This is a genomic window from Pseudomonas sp. GW822-FHT01E03, from assembly GCF_058802985.1.
Window position 1 is genome coordinate 209,074 of sequence record NZ_JBXAOQ010000002.1, and the last position, 24,371, is coordinate 233,444.

General features: G+C 60.9%; 22 protein-coding genes. 11 read left to right on the top strand and 11 right to left on the bottom strand.

All coding sequences use genetic code 11. The features are described from left to right. Positions 1 to 215 precede the first annotated feature (215 nt). The 6 genes from AC1RP7_RS04155 (at position 216) to AC1RP7_RS04180 (ending at position 8,021) form a co-directional block, all read left to right on the top strand. A complete protein-coding gene (locus tag AC1RP7_RS04155; RefSeq protein ID WP_198530250.1) occupies positions 216 to 2,249 on the top strand; it encodes an ABC transporter permease subunit in 2,034 nt (677 codons plus the stop codon). Between the two features lie 15 nt (positions 2,250 to 2,264). After that, positions 2,265 to 3,935, top strand: a complete 1,671-nt coding sequence (gene pstA, locus AC1RP7_RS04160; protein WP_057712723.1) for a phosphate ABC transporter permease PstA — start codon at positions 2,265 to 2,267, stop codon at positions 3,933 to 3,935. Between the two features lie 179 nt (positions 3,936 to 4,114). Then, the gene (pstB, locus tag AC1RP7_RS04165) at positions 4,115 to 4,948 is read left to right on the top strand and encodes a phosphate ABC transporter ATP-binding protein PstB (protein WP_007971742.1); all 834 of its coding nucleotides are present in this window, start codon (positions 4,115 to 4,117) and stop codon (positions 4,946 to 4,948) included. Positions 4,949 to 5,069: 121 nt separating this feature from the next. After that, on the top strand, positions 5,070 to 5,831 hold the full coding sequence (gene phoU, locus AC1RP7_RS04170) for a phosphate signaling complex protein PhoU (RefSeq protein WP_057712724.1): 762 nt from the start codon (positions 5,070 to 5,072) through the stop codon (positions 5,829 to 5,831). A gap of 168 nt (positions 5,832 to 5,999) precedes the next feature. Further along, entirely contained in the window at positions 6,000 to 6,902 is a 903-nt protein-coding gene (locus AC1RP7_RS04175) for a response regulator (protein WP_493181424.1), read from the top strand. A 222-nt stretch (positions 6,903 to 7,124) separates the two neighbouring features. Continuing rightward, positions 7,125 to 8,021, top strand: coding sequence for a peptidoglycan DD-metalloendopeptidase family protein (locus AC1RP7_RS04180; protein ID WP_090452177.1), 897 nt, complete (start codon positions 7,125 to 7,127; stop codon positions 8,019 to 8,021). Between the two features lie 67 nt (positions 8,022 to 8,088). Here AC1RP7_RS04180 and AC1RP7_RS04185 read toward each other — a convergent pair whose 3' ends face one another. The 3 genes from AC1RP7_RS04185 to phoB all read right to left on the bottom strand — a co-directional run bounded on the left by AC1RP7_RS04185 (position 8,089) and on the right by phoB (position 11,610). Continuing rightward, positions 8,089 to 9,429: a hemolysin family protein gene (locus AC1RP7_RS04185; RefSeq protein ID WP_007975205.1), complete on the bottom strand. Its 1,341-nt coding sequence runs from the start codon at positions 9,427 to 9,429 to the stop codon at positions 8,089 to 8,091. Positions 9,430 to 9,553: 124 nt separating this feature from the next. Beyond that, positions 9,554 to 10,840 (bottom strand): phosphate regulon sensor histidine kinase PhoR, encoded by a 1,287-nt coding sequence (gene phoR, locus AC1RP7_RS04190; protein ID WP_219733298.1) that lies wholly within the window; start codon positions 10,838 to 10,840, stop codon positions 9,554 to 9,556. A gap of 80 nt (positions 10,841 to 10,920) precedes the next feature. Continuing rightward, on the bottom strand, positions 10,921 to 11,610 hold the full coding sequence (phoB, locus tag AC1RP7_RS04195; protein WP_003229608.1) for a phosphate regulon transcriptional regulator PhoB: 690 nt from the start codon (positions 11,608 to 11,610) through the stop codon (positions 10,921 to 10,923). Between the two features lie 153 nt (positions 11,611 to 11,763). On the opposite strand from phoB, the gene AC1RP7_RS04200 reads away from it, so the two are divergent. After that, positions 11,764 to 12,150 (top strand): COG4315 family predicted lipoprotein, encoded by a 387-nt coding sequence (locus tag AC1RP7_RS04200; protein ID WP_090452175.1) that lies wholly within the window; start codon positions 11,764 to 11,766, stop codon positions 12,148 to 12,150. A gap of 121 nt (positions 12,151 to 12,271) precedes the next feature. Here the strand turns inward: AC1RP7_RS04200 and ubiA are convergent, their stop codons facing one another. Next, entirely contained in the window at positions 12,272 to 13,162 is an 891-nt protein-coding gene (gene ubiA / locus AC1RP7_RS04205; protein WP_057712729.1) for a 4-hydroxybenzoate octaprenyltransferase, read from the bottom strand. Beyond that, positions 13,162 to 13,725 carry a chorismate--pyruvate lyase family protein gene (locus tag AC1RP7_RS04210; protein WP_493181423.1) on the bottom strand — a complete coding sequence of 188 codons (564 nt, stop codon included), beginning with the start codon at positions 13,723 to 13,725 and terminating at the stop codon, positions 13,162 to 13,164. The genes ubiA and AC1RP7_RS04210 overlap by 1 nt, the downstream gene beginning before the upstream one ends. Positions 13,726 to 13,924: 199 nt before the next feature. Here AC1RP7_RS04210 and AC1RP7_RS04215 point away from each other — a divergent pair, with 199 nt between their 5' ends. From AC1RP7_RS04215 to AC1RP7_RS04230, 4 genes are all read left to right on the top strand, one after another. Next, the gene (locus tag AC1RP7_RS04215) at positions 13,925 to 14,095 is read left to right on the top strand and encodes a rubredoxin (RefSeq protein WP_007995385.1); all 171 of its coding nucleotides are present in this window, start codon (positions 13,925 to 13,927) and stop codon (positions 14,093 to 14,095) included. Between the two features lie 18 nt (positions 14,096 to 14,113). Beyond that, the gene (locus AC1RP7_RS04220; RefSeq protein WP_493181422.1) at positions 14,114 to 15,262 is read left to right on the top strand and encodes an NAD(P)/FAD-dependent oxidoreductase; all 1,149 of its coding nucleotides are present in this window, start codon (positions 14,114 to 14,116) and stop codon (positions 15,260 to 15,262) included. Between the two features lie 194 nt (positions 15,263 to 15,456). Beyond that, entirely contained in the window at positions 15,457 to 15,732 is a 276-nt protein-coding gene (locus tag AC1RP7_RS04225) for an HU family DNA-binding protein (protein ID WP_003195589.1), read from the top strand. A 1,150-nt stretch (positions 15,733 to 16,882) separates the two neighbouring features. Further along, positions 16,883 to 17,254: a hypothetical protein gene (locus AC1RP7_RS04230; protein WP_057395891.1), complete on the top strand. Its 372-nt coding sequence runs from the start codon at positions 16,883 to 16,885 to the stop codon at positions 17,252 to 17,254. Between the two features lie 140 nt (positions 17,255 to 17,394). On the opposite strand, the gene AC1RP7_RS04235 is transcribed toward AC1RP7_RS04230, so the two are convergent. The 6 genes from AC1RP7_RS04235 to exbB form a co-directional block, all read right to left on the bottom strand. Then, complete coding sequence (locus AC1RP7_RS04235) at positions 17,395 to 18,798, bottom strand: aminoacyl-tRNA deacylase and HDOD domain-containing protein (protein WP_218494612.1); 1,404 nt, start codon at positions 18,796 to 18,798, stop codon at positions 17,395 to 17,397. A gap of 78 nt (positions 18,799 to 18,876) precedes the next feature. Further along, positions 18,877 to 20,952 (bottom strand): ATP-dependent DNA helicase RecG, encoded by a 2,076-nt coding sequence (gene recG / locus AC1RP7_RS04240; RefSeq protein ID WP_493181421.1) that lies wholly within the window; start codon positions 20,950 to 20,952, stop codon positions 18,877 to 18,879. A 9-nt stretch (positions 20,953 to 20,961) separates the two neighbouring features. Then, the gene (locus tag AC1RP7_RS04245; protein WP_008047093.1) at positions 20,962 to 21,891 is read right to left on the bottom strand and encodes a hydrogen peroxide-inducible genes activator; all 930 of its coding nucleotides are present in this window, start codon (positions 21,889 to 21,891) and stop codon (positions 20,962 to 20,964) included. 283 nt (positions 21,892 to 22,174) lie between these two features. Then, positions 22,175 to 22,924, bottom strand: a complete 750-nt coding sequence (locus AC1RP7_RS04250) for an energy transducer TonB family protein (RefSeq protein ID WP_015097375.1) — start codon at positions 22,922 to 22,924, stop codon at positions 22,175 to 22,177. Then, entirely contained in the window at positions 22,921 to 23,349 is a 429-nt protein-coding gene (gene exbD, locus AC1RP7_RS04255; protein ID WP_057712735.1) for a TonB system transport protein ExbD, read from the bottom strand. The genes AC1RP7_RS04250 and exbD overlap by 4 nt, the downstream gene beginning before the upstream one ends. A gap of 6 nt (positions 23,350 to 23,355) precedes the next feature. Further along, positions 23,356 to 24,327, bottom strand: coding sequence for a tonB-system energizer ExbB (exbB, locus tag AC1RP7_RS04260; protein WP_493181420.1), 972 nt, complete (start codon positions 24,325 to 24,327; stop codon positions 23,356 to 23,358). Positions 24,328 to 24,371: the final 44 nt, after the last annotated feature.

The following is a 24,371-nucleotide window of genomic DNA, read 5'->3' on the forward strand; positions in this document are numbered from 1 at the left end:
ATCCCCCCAAGCGAATTGACTTCAATACGCCTGAGCTGCAACGCAAGCGCCGCATTCGCGCGCTCAAAGATCGCTTCACCCGTTGGTACGTCCTCATCGGCGGCCTGGCGGTGCTGGCAGCCATCACCCTGATCTTCTTCTTCCTCGCCTATGTTGTTGCGCCGCTGTTCCAGGGTGCCGACCTGACCGCGAAAGAGTCCATTACCCCGGCCTGGATGCAGGACGCTGGCAAGCCACTGATGATCTCGCTCGAAGAGCAGAATCAGGTGGCCATGCGCGTTTCCGACAAGGGCCAGGCGTTGTTCTTCGATATCGACAGTGGCGCTGAATTGAAGCGCGTCGATCTGTCGATCCCGGCCGGCACCACCGTGACCTCCATCGGTGAAGACCAGCCAGGTCACCCGCTGGTGGCCGTAGGTCTGTCCAACGGTCAGGCCCTGGTGTTCCGTCACACCTATAAAGTCAGCTACCCGGAAGGCAAGAAAACCATCACCCCGGCCGTCGAGTACCCGTACGGCGAAACGCCAATCGCGGTCAACGAAGCCGGCGGTGCGCTGGAACACGTCAGCCTCAACGCCAATGATTCGACCCTGATGCTGGTCGGCTCCACCGGTTCGCAACTCAATGTTCTGTCGCTGACCAGCGAAGAGAACATGATGACCGGCGAAGTCACCAACGAGCAGAAACGCATCGAACTGCCGCAAATGACCGAGCCGGTGAAGAATATTTTCGTCGACCCGCGTCAGCAGTGGCTTTACGTGGTCAACGGGCGTGCCCAGGCCGACGTGTTCAGCCTGCGCGACAAGAGCCTCAACGGTCGCTACAAACTGCTTGAAGACGGTGAGGCTCAAGTCACCGCCAGCACCCAACTGGTGGGCGGCATCTCGCTGATCATCGGTGACTCCAAAGGCGGCCTGGCCCAGTGGTTCATGGCCCGCGACCCCGATGGCGAGCAACGCCTGAAGCAGATCCGCACCTTCCAGATGGGCACCACGCCTATCGTTGAAATCACCGCCGAAGAGCGTCGCAAGGGCTTCGTTGCCCTCGACGCTTCCGGCAAGCTTGGCGTGTTCCACAGCACTGCCCACCGCACCTTGCTGGTGGAGCCGGTCGCAGAAGGCCAAGGCGTTTTCGGTCTGTCGCCGCGCGCCAACCGCGTGATCGTGGAAGCCGGTGGCAAGTTGCACCCGCTGCTGCTCGACAACCCGCACCCGGAAGTCTCGTGGAGCGCGCTGTGGAGCAAGGTCTGGTACGAGAACTACGACGAGCCTAAATACGTCTGGCAATCGACTGCCGCCAACACCGACTTCGAACCCAAGCTGAGCCTGTCACCGCTGACCTTCGGTACCCTGAAAGCCGCGTTCTACGCCATGCTGCTGGCCGCTCCACTGGCCGTTGCCGCTGCGATCTACACCGCGTACTTCATGGCTCCGGGCATGCGCCGCAAGGTCAAGCCGGTGATCGAGCTGATGGAAGCGATGCCGACGGTGATCCTCGGTTTCTTCGCCGGCCTGTTCCTCGCGCCCTATGTGGAAGGGCATTTGCCGGGCATCTTCAGCCTGCTGATGTTGCTGCCGATCGGCATCCTGGTCGCCGGTTTCACCTTCAGCCGCCTGCCTGAGTCGATCCGCCTGAAAGTCCCGGATGGCTGGGAAAGTGCGCTGCTGATTCCGGTGATCCTGTTCGTGGGCTGGCTGTCGCTGTACATGAGCCCGTTCATGGAGAACTGGTTCTTCGGTGGCGACATGCGCATGTGGATCTCCCACGACCTGGGCATCACCTACGACCAGCGCAACGCCCTGGTAGTGGGCCTGGCCATGGGCTTCGCGGTCATCCCGAACATCTACTCCATCGCCGAAGACGCCGTGTTCAGCGTGCCTCGCGGTCTGACCCTGGGCTCCCTGGCCCTCGGTGCCACACCGTGGCAGACCATGACTCGCGTGGTGATCCTCACCGCGAGCCCGGGCATCTTCTCGGCGCTGATGATCGGCATGGGCCGTGCGGTCGGTGAAACCATGATCGTGTTGATGGCCACCGGTAACACCCCGGTCATGGAAATGAACCTGTTCGAAGGCCTGCGCACCCTGGCAGCCAACGTTGCAGTGGAAATGCCCGAATCGGAAGTCGGCGGCAGCCACTACCGCGTGCTGTTCCTCTCGGCGCTGGTGCTGCTGTTGTTCACCTTCGTCATGAACACCCTCGCAGAACTGATTCGTCAGCGTCTGCGCAAGAAATACTCGTCGCTTTAAGAAAGGTAGAAGTCTGTGAAACAGAACTCCCTGAAAGGATGGTTCAAGAGCGGCGCCCCCGGCGTCTGGATCAGCGGTGGCGCGGTGTCCATCGCGGTCATCATGACCATTGGCCTGCTGGCAGTGATTGCCGTGCGTGGCCTGGGTCACTTCTGGCCGGCGGATCTGATCCACGCCAGCTATGACGTGCCGGGCCAGGGCCAACACCTGGTCATTGGCGAAGTGGTGCAGAAAGAAGAAGTGCCACGTGCCCGACTGAAGAGCGCCGGCCTGCCGGTGCCTGACGAAGGCCCGGAGTTCATGACCCGCGAGCTGATCAAGGTCGGCAACCGTGATCTGAACGGCAACGACTTCACCTGGATCGTCGGCGAGTGGCTGACCCAGCAAACGACGCCGCCGGAGTTGATGGCCATCGAGCGTCGTGAGTGGGGTAACTTCTACGGTTACCTGGTCAACGTCAAACAGGATGGCAAAGTCATCGCTGAAGGCGAAGCTGCATGGCCTGAGTTGCAGGCCCGTGTCGACCGCGTCAACAAGCTTGCTGCGCAACTGAAGTCACTGGAAAAGAGTGATATTGGTGCGATCAACGCAGGTCTGGAGCGCATCCGTCTGCACGGCCGCAAGCTGGAGCTGGAAGGTAAACTCGACGCAACCGCACAAGCGGACATGGAATCCGAGCGCGCTGAGCTGAACGCCCGCTATCAGGATATCGAAGCACGTCTGACTGACTTGCATGCACAGTTCAACCGCGACGCTTTGACAGCCCGCGACGCCAATGGCAAAGAAATCGAAATCGGTCTGGGCAAAGTGGTTCACGCCTACCAGCCGAACGCCATGAGCACCTTCACCAAGATCGGTTTCTATTTCAGCAAGATCTGGGAGTTCCTGTCCGACGACCCGCGTGAAGCAAACACCGAAGGCGGGATTTTCCCGGCGATTTTCGGCACCGTGATGATGACCCTGATCATGGCGATGATCGTGACTCCGTTCGGCGTGTTGGCAGCGGTTTACTTGCGTGAATATGCCAAGCAGAACGCGCTGACCCGAATCATCCGCATCGCGGTGAACAACCTGGCGGGCGTTCCGGCGATCGTTTACGGCGTGTTCGGTCTGGGCTTCTTCGTCTATGTGCTGGGCGGCTCGCTCGACCGTCTGTTCTTCCCGGAAGCACTGCCGGCACCGACCTTCGGTACGCCGGGTCTGCTCTGGGCCTCGCTGACCTTGGCGCTGCTGGCGGTGCCTGTGGTGATCGTGGCCACCGAAGAAGGCCTGGCGCGGATTCCTCGCACCGTGCGTGAAGGCTCGTTGGCCCTCGGCGCGACCAAGGCTGAAACCTTGTGGAAGATCGTGCTGCCGATGGCCAGCCCGGCGATGATGACCGGCATGATCCTCGCCGTGGCTCGCGCCGCAGGTGAAGTGGCACCGCTGATGCTGGTGGGTGTGGTGAAGCTGGCGCCGTCGCTGCCGGTGGACGGTAACTACCCGTACCTGCACCTGGACCAGAAGATCATGCACCTGGGCTTCCACATCTATGACGTCGGCTTCCAGAGCCCGAACGTCGAAGCCGCGCGACCGCTGGTGTACGCCACGGCGTTGCTGTTGGTGCTGGTGATCGCGACATTGAACCTGTCGGCGGTGTACATCCGTAACCACCTGCGCGAGAAGTACAAGGCGCTGGATAGCTGATTTCCAATGTGGGAGCGGGCTTGCTCGCGAAAGCGGTGGGTCAGGCAACATTGATGTTGAATGTGCCGGCCTCTTCGCGAGCAAGCCCGCTCCCACACTGGACCGCGTCCACCGGAATATTGATGGGAACTGCAATAAGCAGCGTTCCGAACCGAATTTGTTAGCACAGGGAGCCTCCCATGCAGCACGAAGCACATACCCACGGCATCAACATGTCGGCGCTGGGTCGCGACAAACAGAGCCTGAACCTCGAGCAGGAAACCGTAGCCATCGAAGTGCCGGGCCTGAGCCTGTTCTACGGCGAAAAACAAGCGCTGTACGACGTCAGCATGAACATCCCGAAACAGCGCGTGACCGCCTTCATCGGCCCGTCCGGCTGTGGCAAGTCCACGCTGCTGCGTACCTTCAACCGCATGAACGACCTGGTTGACGGCTGCCGCGTTGAAGGCGAGATCAACCTGTACGGCAACAACATCTACCGCAAGGGCGAAGACGTGGCCGAACTGCGTCGTCGCGTCGGCATGGTGTTCCAGAAGCCGAACCCTTTCCCGAAAACCATCTACGAAAACGTGGTTTACGGCCTGCGTATCCAGGGCATCAACAAGAAGCGCGTCCTCGACGAAGCCGTCGAGTGGGCTTTGAAAGGCGCGGCACTGTGGGACGAGGTCAAGGACCGTCTGCACGAGTCGGCACTGGGTCTGTCCGGTGGTCAGCAGCAACGTCTGGTGATCGCCCGCACCATTGCCGTGGAACCGGAAGTACTGTTGCTCGACGAACCGTGCTCGGCACTCGACCCGATCTCTACGCTGAAAGTCGAAGAGCTGATCTACGAACTGAAATCCAAGTTCACCATCGTGATCGTGACCCACAACATGCAACAAGCCGCGCGGGTGTCCGACTACACCGCGTTCATGTACATGGGCAAACTGGTCGAGTTTGGCGACACCGATACCCTGTTCACCAATCCGGCGAAGAAGCAGACCGAAGACTACATCACTGGTCGGTATGGCTAGTTGAGGCGGCCGCGAGCTACAAGCTGCAAGCGGCAAGAAAGAAGCGGTGCGATTCCAGGACTTGTACATAACTGCTTGAAGCTTGCAGCTTGAAGCTTGCAACTTTCGCGGAGCGAAAAAGATGATTAGTAAAGAAGGCCTTACCCACCACATTTCCGCGCAATTCAACGCCGAGCTTGAGGAAGTGCGCAGCCACCTCCTGGCCATGGGCGGGCTGGTGGAAAAGCAAGTCAACGACGCGGTGACCGCGCTGATCGAGGCCGACTCCGGCCTGGCCCAGCAGGTGCGCGAGATCGACGACCAGATCAACCAGATGGAACGCAACATCGACGAAGAATGCCTGCGCATTCTGGCCCGTCGTCAGCCGGCAGCGTCCGACCTGCGCCTGATCATCAGCATTTCCAAGTCGGTGATCGACCTGGAGCGCATCGGTGACGAAGCGACCAAGATCGCCCGTCGTGCCATCCAGCTGTGCGAAGAAGGCGAAGCGCCGCGCGGTTACGTCGAAGTGCGTCACATCGGCGACCAGGTGCGCAACATGGTCCGCGATGCACTGGACGCCTTTGCCCGTTTCGACGCCGAACTGGCCTTGTCGGTGGCGCAGTACGACAAGATCATCGACCGCGAATACAAGACGGCCCTGCGTGAGCTGGCTACCTACATGATGGAAGATCCGCGTTCCATTTCGCGGGTTCTGAGCATTATCTGGGTGCTGCGTTCGCTGGAGCGTATCGGCGACCACGCGCGCAATATCTCGGAGCTGGTGATCTACCTGGTACGCGGCACCGACGTGCGGCACCTGGGTCTCAAGCGCATGAAGGAAGAAGTCGAAGGAACAACCGGCGAAAGCGCTAATGTTCCGGGCAAAACTGACGATAAGTAAGGTTGCCCAAGTAAAGCGCCCGGCCTTTTGGCCGGGCGTTTTTGTTTGAGCTTCACGAATTCGAAAAGCAGCACCCCGCGAACGAAAAGTCCGGCGTGACTGAAGGTTTTTGGCAATGTGCCATCAGCAAGGCGGTATGCTGGCCGGGATTTTTTAAAGGGGTTTTGGATGAGTAAGGTCAATGTGTTGGTCGTGGACGACGCGTCGTTCATTCGTGACCTGGTGAAGAAGTGCCTGCGCAACTATTTCCCGGGCATGCGGATTGAAGACGCGATCAACGGCAGAAAGGCCCAGGCCATGCTGGCCAAGGAAGCCTTCGACCTGGTCCTGTGCGACTGGGAAATGCCGGAAATGTCCGGCCTGGAACTGCTGACCTGGTGCCGCGAGCAAGACACCCTCAAAACAATGCCCTTCGTGATGGTCACCAGCCGTGGCGACAAGGAGAACGTTGTCCAGGCGATCCAGGCCGGAGTTTCCGGTTACGTCAGCAAGCCGTTCACCAACGAGCAACTGATCACCAAGGTCAAGCAGGCGCTGCACAAGGTCGGCAAACTCGACGCCTTGATCAACGTAGCCGCAACCAAAACCAGTCCTGCCTTCGGTAACGACTCCCTTGCCGCCTTGACCGGTGGCAAGGCACCCGTAGCGACCCCAACGGTCGCACCCGCACTGTCCAAAGGCTTGCTCAACAGTCCACCGGTCAAGACGCCTGCGACCTCCTCGGCACCCACCAGTGGCCGTGGCCAGGGTCAACTGCGTTTGCCTAACGGCATCGCGCAATGTGTGATCAAGGCCTTGAGCCTCAAGGAAGCCCTGTTGGTGGTCAAACGCACCGAGACCCTGCCGCAGATCCTCGACAGCGCCGTGCTGGACCTTGAGCAGGGCGACAACGCCGAAATCGCCCGCCTCAACGGTTACCTGCACGCCGTCGTGGCCCACGAACCGAAGCCCGACAGCGACTGGCTGCAACTGACCTTCCGCTTTGTCGACCAGGATGCGCAGAAGCTCGATTACATCTCCCGCCTGATTGCACGTGGTACGGCGCAGAAGCACTTTATTCCTGGTGCTTGATATAGGGCCGCCTGACAGTCCGCTTTTGCGAGCAGGCTCGCTCCCACATTTGTAATGCGTTCTCTTGTGGGAGCGAGCTTGCTCCGGGCGGCGATCCGACGATGGGGTCATCACGTTTACCGCACATCTGCTGAACACCTTTTCTGAAACAACTGCCGACTACCCGGGTCCATTGCAGCTGCTAGGCTCAATCCCAGATCTCACTCGACAGAATCCTTGCTCATGTTCACGCGCCTGCTGTTTTTATGTGGCTTGTTCATGGTCGCCACCTCGGCCGTGGCCATGACCATCTACAAGTCCAAGGACGCCTATGGCGTGGTTTCCTACAGCGACCGCCCCAGCAAGGGCGCCCATGTGTTCGTTTTTCGCGATGGCATGGTCGAGCACCTTGAGCGTCAGGTGCGCCTCATCATCATGAAGAAGAACGGCGTGCACAGCGTGTACGTGCGCAATGACCTGTATGCGCCGGTAGAAGTCGAATTGAGTTTTGCCGGGGTGAAGAACGCCAGCGGCGTGCCGGGCGGGACGATTCGGCGGGTGATACCGCTACGCAGCAGCGTTCGTCTGGCGCGGCTCACGGCGACTAAAGGCGGGAGGCCCCTCGCATACGTCCCGAAGTTCAAATACTCCCTGGGCGACCCCTCTGGGCCCACGGTGGGCTATCGGTACCCGTTGCCCTGGCGTGGTGGACCATTCCGGATCAGTCAGGGCGCCAATGGCCCCTACAGCCACTTCGGGCCCAAGAGCCGATATGCCATAGACATCGCAATGCCTGAGGGCACGCCGATCATTGCCGCGCGAGGCGGGGTGGTGGTGAAAACCGAGAACAGGCAGAGCGGGCGCGGCACCGACGCTTCCGGCAATTTCGTGCGGGTGCTGCACGATGACGGGACCATGGGTGTTTACCTGCACCTGAAGAAAGGTTCGGTCTGCGTTCGGGAAGGTCAGCGGGTAACGGTAGGCAGTGCGTTGGCGTTGTCCGGCAACACCGGCAACAGCACCGGGCCGCATTTGCACTTCGTGGTGCAGCGCAATACCGGGCTGGGGCTGGTCTCGATTCCGTACCAGTTCAACCAGCCGGTGGGTGCGCTGCCCAACTTTGCGTTGGGCGGGAAGTGAAGTTTTCGGTGATCAACTGTGGCGAGGGGGCAAGCCCCCTCACCACAAAAGGCCCTTCAGCCGCAGATCAATCCAGCATCAACACCTTGGCCAGAACGATCTTCGGCCCTTTCATCTTCTTGATGATGATCCGCAGGCCTTCGACTTCCAGCACTTCTTCCTCTTCCGGAACGCGCTTGAGGCTCTCATAGACCAGCCCGGCAAGGGTTTCGGCTTCGACGTGGTCGAGGTCGATGCCCAGCAACCTTTCAACCTTGAAAAGTGGCGTATCGCCCCGCACCAGCAGCTTGCCCGGCTGATACGCGAGGATCCCGCGTTCGGCCTTGCGGTGTTCGTCCTGGATGTCGCCGACCAGCACTTCCAGCACGTCTTCCATGGTCAGGTAGCCGATGATGTTGCCGTCGGCCTCTTCGACCACGGCGAAGTGCGAGCCGCCCTTGCGGAACTGCTCCAGCAACTGCGACAGCGGCATGTGCCGCGACACGCGCTCCAGCGGGCGGGTCAGTTCGGCCAGGTTGAATGACTCGGGAATGTGGTCCAGCGCCGCCAGCTCCAGCAGCAGATCCTTGATGTGCAGCAGGCCGACGAACTCCTGGCGCTCGCTGTCGTACACCGGGTAGCGGCTGAACTTGTGGCGACGGAACATCGCCAGGATCTGCTTGAGTGGTGCGTTGAACTCCAGAGTCACCAGGTCTTCGCGGGAGTTGGCCCAGTCGACCACTTCCAGTTCACCCATTTCCACTGCCGAGGCCAGCACGCGCATGCCTTGGTCGCTCGGGTCCTGGCCACGGCTGGAGTGCAGGATCAGTTTCAGTTCTTCCCGGCTGTAGTGGTGCTCGTGATGCGGGCCGGGTTCACCTTGTCCCGCAATGCGCAGGATAGTGTTGGCGCTGGCGTTGAGCAGGTAGATGGCCGGGTACATGGCCCAATAGAACAGGTACAGCGGCACGGCGGTCCACAGCGACAGCAACTCGGGTTTGCGGATGGCCCAGGATTTGGGGGCCAGTTCGCCGACCACGATGTGCAGGTACGAAATGATGAAGAAGGCGGTGAAGAATGAGATGCCTTTGACCACTTCGGCCGACTCGACGCCGACTGCGCTCAACACCGGCTCAAGAATGTGGGCAAACGCGGGTTCACCGACCCAGCCCAGGCCCAGGGAGGCGAGGGTGATACCCAATTGGCAAGCCGACAGGTAAGCATCGAGCTGACTGTGCACGGTGCGCAGGATGTGCCCGCGCCAGCCGTTTTTGTCAGCGATGGCCTCGACCCGGGTCGAGCGCAATTTGACCATGGCAAATTCCGCCGCAACGAAAAATCCGTTGAGCAAAACCAGGATCAGAGCAAAAAGAATCATGCCGAAGTCGGCGAAAATTGTAGCGAGGGTCAAGCCAGGGGAAGGGTCCATGATGGAGTTTTGCGGGTTCCGTATATTCGAGTGGGAAGTAAAAAACCGCGCCTGAAAGGCAGGCACAAGTCAGCCAATGTAGCGGCTGACCGGCCAGTTGCCTAGTGGCGCGTGCTGGCCGGTATCAGTCAGCGGTGCTGATAACCCGTGATTTGGTGACCTGGGCCGGGGCAAAGTGGCAGGTAAAGGTACTGCCGTGGCCCGGCACGCTGCTGATTTCCATGCGTGCCCGATGTCGTAACAAGACGTGTTTGACGATCGCCAGCCCCAGGCCGGTGCCCCCGGTGTTGGAGTTGCGGCTGGAGTCGACGCGATAGAAGCGTTCGGTCAGGCGCGGCAGGTGTTTGTTATCGATGCCGATCCCGGAATCCTGCACGCTCAGGTGCGCCCCCTGGTCATCGCCCCACCAGCGAATACGGATATTGCCTTCGGCCGGGGTGTATTTCACCGCGTTGAACACCAGGTTGGAAAATGCGCTGCGCAACTCCGCTTCGCTGCCCTTGAGCAGAATCGTCGGGTCGGCTTCCAGGGTGATGTTCTGGTTTTTCTGGCCGGACAACTGCTGCGCGTCACTCTTGATCGATTGCAGCAAGCCGTCGATCGGTACCGGCTGGTTGTCCGACGGATAATCGGTGGCTTCCAGCTTGGCCAGCAACAACAGGTCGTTGAGCAGGGTCTGCATGCGTCCGCCTTGTTGCTGCATCTGCTGCAAGGCACGGCCCCAGCGCGGGTTCACCTCGTCGACGTTATCGAGCAAGGTTTCCAGGTAGCCGCAGATCACCGTCAACGGTGTGCGCAGTTCATGGGAAACGTTGGCGATGAAGTCTTTGCGCATTTGCTCAAGCTGATGGATGCGCGTCACATCGCGCACCAGCATCAAGTGTTCGTTGTTGCCGTAACGGGTGATGTACAGCTGAATGCGCACGCGGTCGTTGGTTGGCGAAGGGATTTCCAGCGGCTCAGCGTAGCTGTCTTGCTCGAAGTATTCCTTGAAGCGCGGATGGCGCACCAGGTTGGTCACTGGTTGGCCGCTGTCCTGTGGCGTCTTGAGGCCCAGCAGAGTTTCGGCGGCGCGGTTCCACCATTCCAGGTTGCCGTCGGTGTCGAGCATGATCACCGCATCCTTGAGCGCGGCGGTGGACTCCTGAACCCGGTCGATCACCGCTTGCAGGCGCCCGCGTACCCGTTGGTCGCGGCGTTGCAGGTGGTAGATGCTGTCGAACACCTCGCCCCACAGGCCGTAGCCGTCGGGTGGTGCTTCATCGGGTTTGTGCAGGCGCAGCCACTCGTGCAGACGCAGCAATTGCTTGAGGGTCCAGGCCAGGTAAAGACCCAGGCCTGCGGCGAGGCTCCAGCCGTAATAGCCGGTAATCAGGCCGATCACCAGGCAGGCGGTGACCAGCAGCAGCATGTGGCGAATCAGGGTGCCATGCCAGTTTTGGTTCACTTGACGCGCGTCCTTGTCAGCTTGTCGGGCGGTAAAGGTCCGGGTCAGGCTTTGGTAGAAAAGCGGTAACCGGTGCCGCGCACGGTTTGTACCAGATTTTCGTAAGCATCGCCGAGGGCTTTGCGCAGGCGACGAATGTGCACGTCGACGGTACGCTCTTCAACGTAGACGTTGCCGCCCCAGACCTGATCCAGCAACTGGCCACGCGTGTAGGCGCGCTCCTGGTGGGTCATGAAAAATTGCAGCAGGCGGTATTCGGTCGGGCCCATCTCGGCAGGACGGCCGTCGATGGTCACGCGGTGGCTGATCGGGTCCAGCAGCAGGCCGCCGACTTCGATTGGCGCCTCGCCATCGGTCGGGCCGGCACGGCGCAGCACGGCCTTCAGGCGCGCTACCAGCTCACGGGGGGAAAACGGCTTGGTGATGTAGTCGTCGGCGCCGACTTCCAGGCCCTGGATCTTGTTGTCCTCTTCACCTTTGGCGGTGAGCATGATGATCGGGATGTCCCCGGTCAATTCATCACGCTTGAGACGACGGGCCAGCTCGATGCCGGACGTGCCGGGCAGCATCCAGTCGAGCAGGATCAGGTCCGGTTTGCGGTCGACGATAATGGCGTGGGCCTGCTGGGAGTTTTCAGCCTCCAGGCAGTCATAGCCGGCCATTTCCAACGCAACGGCGATCATTTCGCGAATAGGCGCTTCGTCGTCGACGATCAGAATGCTCCTGCCAACCATGCCCTTAATCCTCTTGTCATTTAACTGTCTTGCGCCGCATTAGATAACGGAATTATTGCAGTCGTGTGACAGTATTTTAGTCGGTCGGCGATTGGCTGGATCCTGGGCTAAGCTTTAAGTCCGAATCCTGACAACCACAAAAGGAAGGTTTCCATGAAGCAAATCTCGCAATCCTTCAAGGCTCTGCTACTGGTTGCGGCGTTTTCCTTGCCGACCATGGCCTTCGCGGCTGAGCCGGCGATGATGAAAGACGGCATGATGGTCGACCATAAGGGCATGACCTTGTACACGTTCGACAAGGACACTGGCGGCACGTCGGTATGCACCGGTGAGTGTGCAAAACACTGGCCGCCGCTCAAGGCTGAAGCGGGTGCCAAGGCTGAAGGTAAATGGACAGTCGTCCAGCGTGACGATGGCACGATGCAATGGGCCTACGACGGCAAGCCGCTGTACTACTACGACGACGACAAGAAGCCCGGAGACAAGACGGGCGACATGAAGAACAAGGTCTGGCACGTCCTCCAAGGGCCGAAGATGTAAGACATCTCATGTAGGAGCGAGCTTGCTCGCGATGAGCGTGAACGATTATGCGGGCTGTCTGGATAACCGCGTCGCTTTCAAATTCATCGCGAGCGGGCTCGCCCCTACACACGATATGGCGTCAACGCACCGCGTAATCCAAAACAATCCCCACAAAAATCGCCAACCCTGCCCAATGGTTGTGTAAAAACGCCTTGAAGCAACGCATGCGGTCCCTGTCGCGGGTGTACCAGAACTCCCAGGCAAAGCAGCCCGCCGCCGCCAGTAATCCAAGGTGGAACCAGCCACCGAGGTCGAACTTCGAACCCGCCAGCAACAGGCAACCCAGCGCCAGCCCTTGCAGGGTCAGGATGATCGCCCGGTCCGCGTCGCCGAACAGAATCGCCGTGGATTTCACGCCGATCTTCAGGTCGTCATCGCGGTCGGTCATCGCGTAATACGTGTCGTAACCCACGGTCCACATCAGGTTGGCGATCCACAGCAGCCACGCGACAGCCGGCAGCTCACCGGTTTCTGCGGTGAACGCCATCGGCATCCCCCACGAAAATGCAGCGCCCAGCACCACTTGCGGGTAATAGGTGTAGCGCTTCATGAACGGGTAACTGAACGCCAGCGCCAGGCCGCCCAACGACAGCCAAATGGTCGCGGCATTGGTGCACAGCACCAGCAGGAAACTCACGCCCATCAGCAGTGCGAAGAATACCAGTGCCTCTTTGGAGCTGATCTTGCCGCTCACCAGCGGCCGCTGCTCGGTACGCTTCACATGACCATCGACCTTGCGGTCCGCCCAGTCGTTGATCACGCAGCCGCCAGCGCGAGTCAGTACCACGCCAAGGACGAAAATCACAATGTTGGCCAAGGAGGGCGAACCCTTGCCGGCAATCCACAGCGCCCACAGCGTAGGCCAGAGCAGCAGGTAAATGCCGATCGGCTTGTCCATGCGGGTCAGCTGAATGAAATCCCAGGCCCGAGGGTTCAAGCGGTTCAAGGACTTGAGCAGGCTTTGGTACATCAACGGTTCTCCGATTGGGCGCAGGCGGCGTCCCACAGGGAAGGCAGGAAAATTTCGGCCACCAAAACGCTCAAGGCGCCGCGGTCGAAGCGCGAGCGGCGGCCCCACAGTCCAGGCGATTGCACCTCGGCGGGCAGCCACGCTTGCGGATAATGGCAAACCTCGATGGCCCCGCGCTGGAAGGCCTGATCGCAAAACAGCAATTCGCCCAGCGAGCGGCTGCCCAGTTCGTCCATGTGCAAGCCGTCGCCTTGCAATGCACTGCGTGACGCCACGCTGCGCGCAAACACCCACGCCTGGCCATGACCACGCAAATACACCTCGCGGACCCAGCCCTCACTGCCATCGGCCAGGTCCAGTGCTGCGCATTCGTCGGCACGCAGGGGCTGCCAGCCTTCGAACATCGGCGAGACGCTGAAGGCGTCATTCGACAGATGAATCAGACGTCTGGTCAGCGAGCCTTCGTCGAACAGCCAGTCGAGGGTGGAGGCATCGGGGAGGGGCGCCAGTTCGCTGCGCGAGAGCCAGAGAGGAGCTGGAGAGGGGGATTCTGTGTGATGCACAATGAGTCATTATTGGCAGCAAATGAGGCGGCGAGCTTAACATGTCAGCCGCCGATATCGATTGAAATGGCCTGCCGTTGCGCCGAACAGGCTTGCATCCGATGGCTCCGATCAGTACAAAACGCGCTGAGTTGGACGGCAGTGCTACAACCATCGACCGTCCGGCCGGCAAAACGCCTGAACCCTGAGGAAGTACCTGATGAAAAAGTGGCAATGTATCGTCTGCGGCCTGATCTACAACGAAGCCGACGGTTGGCCGGATGACGGCATTGCGCCGGGCACCCGTTGGGAAGACGTCCCGGCAGACTGGCTGTGCCCGGACTGCGGTGTGGGCAAAATGGATTTTGAAATGATCGAAATCGCTGCCTGAATAATTGAGGAGTAAGGAATGAACGCACCTGTCGTAATCATTGGCACCGGCCTGGCTGGCTACAACGTGGCCCGCGAGTTTCGCAAACTCGATAGCGAAACCCCGCTGCTGCTGATTACCGCCGATGACGGGCGCTCCTACTCCAAGCCGATGCTCTCCACCGGCTTCGGCAAAAACAAGGATGCCGACGGCCTGAGCATGGCCGAACCCGGCGCCATGGCCGAACAGCTCAAGGCTGAAATACGCACCCACACGCGCATCAGCGGCATCGACCCAGGCCACAAGCGCTTGTGGATCGGTGAAGAAGCGGTGATCTACCGCGACCTGATCCTGGCCTGGGGCGCCGAAACCGTGCGTGTCCCCATTGAAGGCGACGCGGCGGACTGCGTGTTCCCGATCAACGACCTGGAAGACTACGCACGCTTCCGTGCGGCGGCGACCGGCAAGCGCCGCGTGCTGCTGCTCGGCGCCGGCCTGATCGGCTGCGAGTTCGCCAACGACCTGACCCTGGGTGGCTACGAAGTGCAGCTGGTTGCGCCGTGCGAACAAGTCATGCCGACCCTGTTGCACCCGGCGGCCGCCGCTGCGGTGCAGGCAGGCCTCGAAAGCCTTGGCGCTCGCTTCCACCTCGGGCCGGTGCTCAACCGCCTGCAGCGCGTGGCTGACGGCCTGGAAGCGCACCTGTCCGATGGCCAGGTGATCCCGTGCGACGTGGTGGTCTCGGCCATTGGCCTGCGTCCGCGCGTCGACCTGGCGGCTGCGGCCGGTCTGCAGGTCAACCGCGGCATCATGGTCGACCGGCACCTGAAGACCTCCCACGCCAACATCTACGCCCTGGGCGACTGCGCCGAGGTCGACGGGCTGAACCTGCTGTACGTGATGCCCCTGATGAACTGTGCGCGAGCGCTGGCGCAAACCCTGGCCGGCAACCCGACCGCCGTCACCTATGGCCCGATGCCGATCACCGTCAAGACCCCGGTTTGCCCGTTGGTGGTGTCCCCGCCGCCACGGGGCGCAGAGGGCATCTGGACAGTCGAAGGGCAGGGCGCCGACATCAAGGTTTTATGCCGCGATGCCGCGGGCAAGCTGCTCGGTTACGCCCTCACCGGTGCCGCCGTGATGGAAAAACTGGCCCTGAACAAAGAGCTTCCGGCCCTGTTGGCATAAATACCGGTCGTTCTGTCGGAATCACCCCCCTTTTGCCCTAACAATGGCCGCGCCGATACTGGCGCGGGGCCTCACTGCGTGCCATCCTCACTCCCGTCTGCCGCAGAGTAGAGCATCTGCGGCGCTTTGGGCGCTGCTCCGTAGAGAGCAGCACGGACATAACAACAACAAACCGTCAAAGGGGCTTCACTCACATGCGTAAACCAGACCTCGCTGCAGCCATTGCTGAAAAAGCAGACCTCACCAAAGAACAAGCCAACCGCGTTCTCAACGCCGTTCTTGAAGAAATCACCGGTGCCCTGCACCGCAAAGACAGCGTGACGCTGGTGGGCTTCGGCACCTTCCTGCAACGCCATCGCGGTGCCCGCACCGGCAAAAACCCGCAAACCGGTGAACCCGTCAAAATCAAGGCCAGCAACACCGTTGCTTTCAAGCCTGGGAAATCGTTGAAAGACAGCGTTAATCCGTAATCCGTTTTCACCTCCCGCGTAGCGGGGGAGTGGAATAAAAAATGGGCACGCCAACCAGGGTTGGGTGCCCATTTTTTGTGGGTGACGAATCAGCCGAGCCCGCTTTGTTGCTTGGCGAGAATCGCCGCCATTTCCGGCTCATCCAGATGATCCTGTGGAGGGTGCCCGGTTCATGGAGGGCTCGGCATTTCGAAGGAAATGTCTGAGAAGGTTGAGGGGATTAAGGGCGAAGTCGCACTTTCCTTAAACACCCATCGCTGGGAATCAAATCGAGTTCGACCGTCATGCTCCGTATTCTTGTTCGACAATGAACTTCACACTGCTGCAGTGATATAAACAGGCAGCAAACGGCCCGGAGCGGACCTGAAACCCCGGGCGTGTGTGGATTCCGTCTGGTTCGCAGACAGGTCTGCTAGCATCCAGTTTTTTGTCTATTTCTGAGCTACCAGCATGCTACGGATCGCCGCCTGTTCCCTCCTGCTCACAATGACTTCTCAATCGGTTTTGGCCGAACAGGTTTTCCAGTGTGGTGAAGCCACAGTCACTATGAGCGTCGACACGACCCTGCCATTACGATCGACTGAAGGCGCTGACGTCATACTGCGTGTAGAGCGAGGTCCGCGTTCGACACTTCTACGGTACAGCAACGTCGATTTCATTGGAGGCACGTGTGACACAGACGCGAGCAGCGCCCCACGAATCGTCTACCAAGCGGTATGCAGCGGTAGCGGTTGTTTCGATTTAACAAACTGGGGTGTTATCGATCCAGAGAGCTTGCAGGCGTTGCTCGTGCCTGCGGATGATAGCCTGGAACCTGCCACCCGCCTGCTCGGCCACCAGCCGGCGCTCAAGGGCGCAAGGATGAATGTGCGCGAAGAAGCACATCGACTAGGATTGCCGACACCGTAATCGCCGTTCAGCATGTCCGCTATGGTCATTTGCTGCCCTGCGTGGCAGGCAGCAATCGGCCAAATTCTGCCGGTAGAAGCATCCTGCCGGGAGTGACGGCATCACTCTATTTGTTCCGTGACTTGGTAGTCATCAGCGTCAAAAATAACATTATCTCCCGCTAACGATACACAATAGTGGCGTTCTCGTTCGAAGCCGTTAAACTGCCCCAGCCGTTCATTTTCCTTCTGAGGCTGTGCGCATGAAATTTCGTTTTCTGCTGTGGATGCTGGGTTTGTTGATGGGTAAGGCCAGCCGGACCAATCCGGCGTTTCAGCAGCAGTTGGGTGACAAGGACCTGGTGTTTCAGCTGCAGACCCTGGACGGGAAAGTGGCGCGGCATTTCCGCGTGAAGGACCAGCGCATCACCAGTCAATCGGGTGTGCATGCCGAGCCTGCGTTTGCGATTGCCTTTAAAGACGCCGCGTATGGCTTTGCCACGATGCAGGCGAAGAACAAGCAGCTGGCGTTCATGACGGGGATCCAGGACAAGTCGATTCAGATCAAGGGCAACCCGGCGCTGGTGATCTGGTTCCAGGGGCTGACGAAGTATTTGAAGCCGAAGAAGGTGTAGGAGCGAGCTTGCTCGCGAGAAACTCAAGGCCCCCGCGGTTATCCAGGATGCACACGTCATCGTTGACGACTTTCGCGAGCAAGCTCGCTCCTACAAGGTTTTGGTGATCCTTGTGGGAGCGAGCTTGCTCGCGATGCTTTTCAGCCTTGAGTGAATTGCGAAGCCAGTTCGCGCAGCAGCACTTCGGCCTCGAGGACTTTGCTGACCACATCTTCGGCCTTGGCGCGGCTCAGGCCTAGGCGCTCAAGCAGCGCGTCGGGGATGTCTTCGTCGGGGCCGGAGCCGATGTTACGGCTGCGCAGCAGGCGCACGGCCAGGCAGACCAGGTTCGGGTACTCGGCGTAGGCGCCGTCGTAGGCCGGGTCGTGCTGGAAGCGCAGCGCTGTGGACAGTTCTTCGGGCATGTCCCAGTGGCGCATCAGCCATGCGCCGATTTGTTCGCGGCTGATGCCCAGCAGGTGTTGCTCGATGTAGCTGTGGCACAGGTGCGGGTTGACCTCCAGGTGACGGCAGATCAGCGAGAAGTGCGGCGGGAACACATGGGCCAGCAGCAGGTAGCCGAAGTTGTGCAGCAGGCCGGCGAGGTAGGTCAGGCCGGCTTCCGGACGCTGGGCGCGCGGCATGGCGCGGGTCAGGCCTTCGATGACGGCGGCGGTGTAGATCGATTGCTGCCAGTACGGGGTGGAGTGTTGCGGGTGGTCCTTGGGCAGGCTCAGGGTTTTGCCCAGGGCCAGGCCCAGCGCCAGGTTGATCACCAGGTCGAAGCCCAGCACGCGCACGATGGCGTCTTCAACGGAGCGGATCTTTCCCGGCGACGCGTAGTAGGGCGATGCCGCCCAGCTCACCACTTGTGCGGCCAGCGCCGGGTCGGTTTCGACCACGCCGGTGATGTCGTCGATAGTGGCGTTGGGGTCGACGCGCAGCTTGATGATTTTTTGCGCGGTTTCGGCCAGCGGCGGAATTTCGATGGTCGCTTCCAGACGCTGCTGGATACGCCGTGCGGTGAACGCCTGGACGGCCTGGGTGATTTCCTCGCGGTCGTCATCGGGGCGGTCGAGGTTGGGACGGATGCTGGTCAGGTTTTCGCCGAAGTTGGCGGCGCTGGCCTTGGTCAGCATGGTCGCCTTGAAGTCTTCGCTGGTGATTTCCAGCAGCACGCCCGGCTCACCGGAGTTGATCAGCAACTTCGGCTCGCGCAGCAGGCTTTCGTCATACAGGCACGGTGAACTGGTCAGCGCCGGCAAGCCCGGCAGCAAGCTGAGATTGTGCTTGCCGAGCATTTTTGTCAGGCGTTCGGTGGGTACGGCGGCGAGGCGGCGACCGGTGAGTTCGGTCAGGCGATTGAGGTCCAGCAATTGGCTCTGCGGGAACAGCACCATCAATACGCCAATGCTGTCATCCAGGAGAACAGCCTGCACTTTGCGCGCGGCATTGAGACCGTGACGGTCCAGCACTTCTTCGTAGGCAATGCCCAACTTGCCCAGCATCAGCCGAATAACCGACGGAGCGTGCGGGGTGTCGGGTGCGAAGGCAACGTCGGTCATGGTCTGTATCCGGACTTAAACAATTGCAGGAGTATAACCAGCTTGCTTGGGGCCACGCCTCAGAAACCGTGACGGTTGTCACACTTGGCCGTATTGTTGGCCATGACGCAGCCATCGATCGAGTAGCGGGCTGACGTGGGTCGGCCAGCGCTCGAGCAATGCCTGGGCGGCATCCCGCACGGCGGGCAGCAAATCGGCATCGCGCATCAGGTCGGCGACCTTGAACTGAAGTAAACCTGTCTGCCGGGTGCCGAGCATTTCGCCGGGGCCGCGCAGTTCCAGATCCTTTTCGGCGATGACGAAACCATCGTTGGTTTCACGCATGATGCCCAGGCGCTGGCGGCCGATCTGCGACAGCGGCGGATGGTAGAGCAGCACGCAATGGCTGACGGCGCTGCCCCGGCCGACGCGGCCGCGCAACTGGTGCAATTGCGCCAGGCCCAGGCGTTCAGGATTCTCGATGATCATCAGGCTGGCGTTGGGCACGTCCACGCCGACTTCGATCACCGTGGTCGCGACCAGCAATTGCAGGTTGCCGGCCTTGAATTCGGCCATCACCGCGGCTTTTTCCGCAGGCTTCATGCGGCCGTGGATCAGCCCGACCTTCAGTTCGCCGAGGGCGGCGGTGAGGTCCTCAAAAGTGGTTTCGGCGGCCTGGCAGGTCAGTTCTTCCGACTCTTCGATCAGCGTGCACACCCAATAGGCCTGACGCCCTTCGGCGCAAGCGCTGCGTACTCGCTCGATGACTTCGACCCGCCGGGTGTCGGTGATCAGCACGGTGTTGACCGGGGTTCGGCCGGGGGGCAGTTCGTCGAGGATCGAGGTGTCGAGGTCGGCGTAGGCACTCATGGCCAGCGTGCGCGGAATCGGCGTGGCGGTCATGATCAGCTGATGCGGGCACATGCGCCCGCCGACGCCTTTCTGCCGCAGGGCCAGACGCTGCTGTACGCCGAAACGGTGCTGTTCGTCGATGATCACCAGTGCCAGGTTCTTGAATTGCACTTCGTCCTGGAACAGCGCGTGGGTGCCGACCACCATCGGCGTGCCGTTGGCGATTTGCTCCAGCGCGGCGACGCGGTTCTTGCCCTTGAGCTTGCCGGCCAGCCACGCGACTTCAATGCCCAGCGGCTCGAGCCAGCGCTTGAAGGTGATGAAGTGCTGCTCGGCGAGAATCTCGGTGGGCGCCATCAGCGCAACCTGATAACCGGCCTCCAGCGCTTGCAGCGCGGCAAGGGCGGCGACCACGGTTTTGCCGGCGCCGACATCGCCCTGGATCAGCCGCAGCATCGGTTCGTGCTGGCTGAGGTCATAGGCGATTTCGTTGCCAACCCGCTGCTGGGCACCGGTCGGGCTGAAGCCGAGGCTGGCCAGGTATTTGGCTGGCAGCTTCGTTGCCTTGGGCATCGCTGGAGCACGCAGGGCGCGCATGCTTTCTCGCAGGCGCTGTTGCGACAGTTGATGGGTCAGCAGTTCTTCGAAAGCCAGACGGTGCTGCGCCCAGTGGTGACCGAGGGCCAGTTCATCGACGTCGGCATCGGCGGGCGGGTTGTGCAGGTAGCGGATCGCATCGGCCAGCGGCGCCAGTTGGTAGTCGCGGGCCAGTTCGCTCGGCAGCCAGTCGGGCAGGCTGCTGGGGCCGAGCAGGGTGAGGGTCTGCATGCACAACTGGCGCAAGCGCTGTTGGGTCAGGCCTTCGGTGAGCGGGTAGACCGGGGTCAGGGTTTCATCCACTGGCGGCGGTTCGTCGCCGGTGATGGCGCGGTATTCCGGGTGGTAGATCTCCAGCCCCGAAGCACCGGGCCGCGCTTCGCCGTAGCAGCGAATCCGCGTGCCGCGTTTGAGGCCTTCCTTTTGCGCGTTGCTGAAATGGTAGAAGCGCAGGCTCAAGCCCCCGGTGCCATCCTGCAACCGGACCACCAGGCTGCGCCGACGCCCCATGACCACATCGGCACCGCTGACAGTGCCTTCGATGACCGCATCCTGACCGGGCCGCAGTGCGCCGATCGGCACCACGCGAGTGCGGTCCTGATAACGCAGGGGCAGGTGAAACAACACGTCCTGGAGGTTTTCCAGGCCGACCTTGGCCAGTTTCTCGGCCATGGCTTCACCGACACCCTTGAGTGCCGTCACCGACACTTGCGACAACTCGCTCATGACCGTTGCTTAGCCCGCAGCGACTTGCGCCGCTGGCTTGGCCACCGAGCACAGGCGAATGGAGTCGGCGAGGATTTCAATCGCTTTCGGGCGCGGGAAGCTGGCGCGCCAGGCAATGGCCACGGTGCGGAACGGTACGGGTGCCGACAACGGACGCACCTCGATCACGCCGGGGGCGTAGTGATGGCTGTCGACCGCCGACAACGGCAGGATCGAAATCCCGAGACCCGAGGCGACCATGTGGCGAATGGTTTCCAGGGAGCTGGATTCCACCGTGGTGTGCTTGGCGCCGTCGTTGCCTTTGGTCAGGGTCGGGCAGGCTTCCAATACCTGATCGCGGAAGCAGTGGCCTTCGCCGAGCAGCAACAGGCTCTTGTCGTTGAGCAGGCTGGCGTCGATGGATTCCTTTTGGGTCCACGGGTGCTGCGCCGGCATCAGTACGTAGAACGGCTCGTCGTAGAGCTGCAGGGTCAGCACGTCGGCTTCATTGAACGGCAGGGCGATGATGATCGCGTCGAGCTCGCCGTTGCGCAGTTTGTCGCGCAGCACGTGGGTGAAGTTTTCTTCGATGTACAACGGCATCTGCGGGGCGACCCGGTGCAGTTGTGGAATCAGGTGCGGAAACAGGTACGGCCCGACGGTGTAGATCGCGCCGACTTTGAGTGGGGCTGTCAGCTGGTTCTTGCCGGCCTGGGCCAGTTCGCGGATGCCTTGGGCTTGTTCCAATACCTTTTGGGCCTGGGCCACGATGCCTTCGCCGACCGGCGTCAGGCGCACGGCGCTTTTGCTGCGCTCGAAAATCAGCACACCGAGTTCGTCTTCAAGCTTTTTCACACCCACCGACAGGGTCGGCTGGCTGACGTGGCAACGCTCGGCCGCGTGGCCGAAGTGCTGCTCTTGGGCGAGGGTAACGATGTAGCGTAATTCTGTGAGGGTCATAGCAAGCGTCCATGTAGTTGCGGGCCAAGCATACCGGCTGCAATCGATAGACGCACGTTATCAGACTGAGTGTGTCGAGTGACACCGGGTAATCCCAGTTTGCCGCTGGCAGATATGCAAAAGGCACCTTTCGGTGCCTTTTGGGCTTGGAACGCGAGCTTCCTGCTGGCAGAAATCTCTGTGGGAGCGAGCTTGCTCGCGATGAGGGCCCAGCATTCGACATCTGCGTTGAATGTTAGACCGCTATCGCGAGCAAGCTCGCTCCCACAGGGGCAGTACTGTTTTAACGGCGGCGTTTTTCCAGCGAATAAACAAACGGTGCAACGATTTCGATGGAGCCATTGGTCAGCATGTCGGCCGGTGGCTTGGGCAGCGGTTGGGCGCGGCGGATCATTTCCAGAGTGGCCCGGTCCAGATCGGCAGTGCCCGAGGCGCCTACCAGCTCAAACGACAACACATTGCCTTCGGCATCCACGACGAAACGCAGACGGTTCATGCCTTCCTTGCCCCGCGCCTGGGCACTTGCAGGATACTTTTTGTACTTCTGCAGGTGTGCCAACAGCGTGCCTTGCCAACTGGCCTTGGCTGCCAATTGAGCAGGCGATGGGCCCGGCGCAGGCTGGGCGGATTTCTCCGTTGGTGCCTGAGTCTGTTGCGTTTCGGCAGGCTTTTCCTCGGCCGGTTTTTCCTTCGGCGGTTCGGGTTTTTTCTCTACCGGCTTGGGTGGCTGCGGCTTCGGCTTGGGTTTGACCGGCTTGGGCACGGCAATTTCAGCTTTCGGCGCTTCAGCGAGCTTGGGTATCGGCAGTTCTTCAACCGGAGCCGGTGGCTGCGGCGGGGTGACGACCTTCGGCGGAGCAGGCGGTGGCGGGGCAGGAACCGGTGCCAGTTCGACCATCATTGCCTGAGGGGGCAATTCGATGGGCGGACGGGCGGACCAGTTCAACGCCAGCGCGATGGCCAGCGCGTGAACGCCCAGCACCACGGCCAGGCTACCGCTGTAACGCGTCAGCTTATGGCGCGTCGTGATCATTTCTTGGCTGCCGTCTCGAGTCCGACCAGACCTACCTTCAGGTAACCGGCGGAACGCAGGTTGTCCATCACGCTCATCAGATCGCCGTAATCCACGCCTTTGTCGGCCTGGAAGAAGATTGTCGTGTCTTTCTTGCCCTGGGTCTTGGCGTCGAGGGTGGCGCCGAGTGCGTCGGCCTTCACTTCGTCTTCACCAAGGAACAGGCGCTGGTCAGCCTTGACGCTGAGGAACACCGGTTTCTCCGGCCGCGGAGCCGGCTTGGCGGTCGAGGCGGGCAGGTCGACCTTGATGTCCACGGTGGCCAGCGGGGCCGCCACCATGAAAATGATCAACAGCACCAACATCACGTCAATGAACGGCGTAACGTTGATTTCGTGGTTTTCGGACAGATCGTCGTCTGCCCCTTCTTTCAAATGCAGGCCCATGGCCGATTACCCCACTTTCACCATGTGCGGTTGCGAGCTGCGCTCAGGCTGGTGGTCGAGGTCGCGGCTGACCAACAGCAGGACCTGTGCCGACGCATCGGACACCTGAGCCTTGTAACCGGCGATGGAGCGGGCAAAGACGTTGTAGATCACGACCGCAGGGATAGCTGCAACCAGGCCCAGCGCGGTAGCCAGCAGGGCTTCGGCGATACCGGGGGCGACGACGGCGAGGTTGGTGGTCTGGGTCTTGGCGATGCCGATGAAGCTGTTCATGATGCCCCACACGGTACCGAACAGGCCGACGAACGGCGCGGTGGAACCGATGGTGGCCAGCACGCCGGTGCCGCTGCTCATGTTGCGACCGCAGGCCGCGACCAGGCGCTCAAGACGGAAGCTGACGCGTTCCTTGATGCCTTCTTTCTCACGGCTATTGACCGACAGGCGCATCTCTTCAAGGGCGTCATGTACCAGCAGGTTGGCCAGGGTGCCTTCCTTCGCCGCGGTGGCGCTGGCTTCCTTGAGGGAGGCGGATTTTTTCAGTTGGGCGATTTCACCGCGCAGACGACGCTTGGCGCCCATCAGCTCAAGGCCCTTGGCGATCCAGATGGTCCAGGTGATGATCGAGGCGATGGCCAGGCCGATCATCACGATTTTCACGATGATGTCGGCGTTCTTGTACATGCCCCACGGCGACAGGTCGTGGGCCATGCCCAGGGTGTTGTCGGCTTCGAGGACTTCAGGGACGTCTTCACCCAACACTTCTGTCGGTGCGGCCTGGGCAGGATCGGTCGCGATCGGAGCAACGGCCGGGGCGGCGTGATCGGCCGGAGCGGGCGCGGTGGCGGCTGGTGTGGCTGGTGCCTGGGCATCGGCGAAAGCGGCAACTGGCGCTAGCATCAGGCTGAAGAACAGGGCGGCCACCGCGCTCCAGGCGCGAGGTCGTTTGGTTGGCGAAGCGGAGAATTGATTGCGTGTCATGCTGGCCGGACCTGAGAGAAAAAACGGGTGATGTTCTTCCAGGC

Excerpts from the sequence above, each read along its gene's own strand:
- phoB (WP_003229608.1), bottom strand. The coding sequence starts at position 11,610 with ATGGTTGGCAGGAGCATTCTGATCGTCGACGACGAAGCGCCTATTCGC.
- ubiA (WP_057712729.1), bottom strand. The coding sequence starts at position 13,162 with ATGTACCAAAGCCTGCTCAAGTCCTTGAACCGCTTGAACCCTCGGGCC.
- recG (WP_493181421.1), bottom strand. The coding sequence starts at position 20,952 with ATGAGCGAGTTGTCGCAAGTGTCGGTGACGGCACTCAAGGGTGTCGGT.
- pstB (WP_007971742.1), top strand. The coding sequence starts at position 4,115 with ATGCAGCACGAAGCACATACCCACGGCATCAACATGTCGGCGCTGGGT.
- AC1RP7_RS04225 (WP_003195589.1), top strand. The coding sequence starts at position 15,457 with ATGCGTAAACCAGACCTCGCTGCAGCCATTGCTGAAAAAGCAGACCTC.
- phoU (WP_057712724.1), top strand. The coding sequence starts at position 5,070 with ATGATTAGTAAAGAAGGCCTTACCCACCACATTTCCGCGCAATTCAAC.
- AC1RP7_RS04230 (WP_057395891.1), top strand. The coding sequence starts at position 16,883 with ATGAAATTTCGTTTTCTGCTGTGGATGCTGGGTTTGTTGATGGGTAAG.
- phoR (WP_219733298.1), bottom strand. The coding sequence starts at position 10,840 with ATGCTGCTGCTGGTCACCGCCTGCCTGGTGATCGGCCTGATTACCGGC.
- AC1RP7_RS04185 (WP_007975205.1), bottom strand. The coding sequence starts at position 9,429 with ATGGACCCTTCCCCTGGCTTGACCCTCGCTACAATTTTCGCCGACTTC.
- AC1RP7_RS04180 (WP_090452177.1), top strand. The coding sequence starts at position 7,125 with ATGTTCACGCGCCTGCTGTTTTTATGTGGCTTGTTCATGGTCGCCACC.
- AC1RP7_RS04200 (WP_090452175.1), top strand. The coding sequence starts at position 11,764 with ATGAAGCAAATCTCGCAATCCTTCAAGGCTCTGCTACTGGTTGCGGCG.
- AC1RP7_RS04245 (WP_008047093.1), bottom strand. The coding sequence starts at position 21,891 with ATGACCCTCACAGAATTACGCTACATCGTTACCCTCGCCCAAGAGCAG.
- AC1RP7_RS04175 (WP_493181424.1), top strand. The coding sequence starts at position 6,000 with ATGAGTAAGGTCAATGTGTTGGTCGTGGACGACGCGTCGTTCATTCGT.
- AC1RP7_RS04220 (WP_493181422.1), top strand. The coding sequence starts at position 14,114 with ATGAACGCACCTGTCGTAATCATTGGCACCGGCCTGGCTGGCTACAAC.
- exbB (WP_493181420.1), bottom strand. The coding sequence starts at position 24,327 with ATGACACGCAATCAATTCTCCGCTTCGCCAACCAAACGACCTCGCGCC.
- AC1RP7_RS04250 (WP_015097375.1), bottom strand. The coding sequence starts at position 22,924 with ATGATCACGACGCGCCATAAGCTGACGCGTTACAGCGGTAGCCTGGCC.
- exbD (WP_057712735.1), bottom strand. The coding sequence starts at position 23,349 with ATGGGCCTGCATTTGAAAGAAGGGGCAGACGACGATCTGTCCGAAAAC.
- AC1RP7_RS04155 (WP_198530250.1), top strand. The coding sequence starts at position 216 with ATGCAGGACGCTGGCAAGCCACTGATGATCTCGCTCGAAGAGCAGAAT.
- AC1RP7_RS04235 (WP_218494612.1), bottom strand. The coding sequence starts at position 18,798 with ATGACCGACGTTGCCTTCGCACCCGACACCCCGCACGCTCCGTCGGTT.
- AC1RP7_RS04215 (WP_007995385.1), top strand. The coding sequence starts at position 13,925 with ATGAAAAAGTGGCAATGTATCGTCTGCGGCCTGATCTACAACGAAGCC.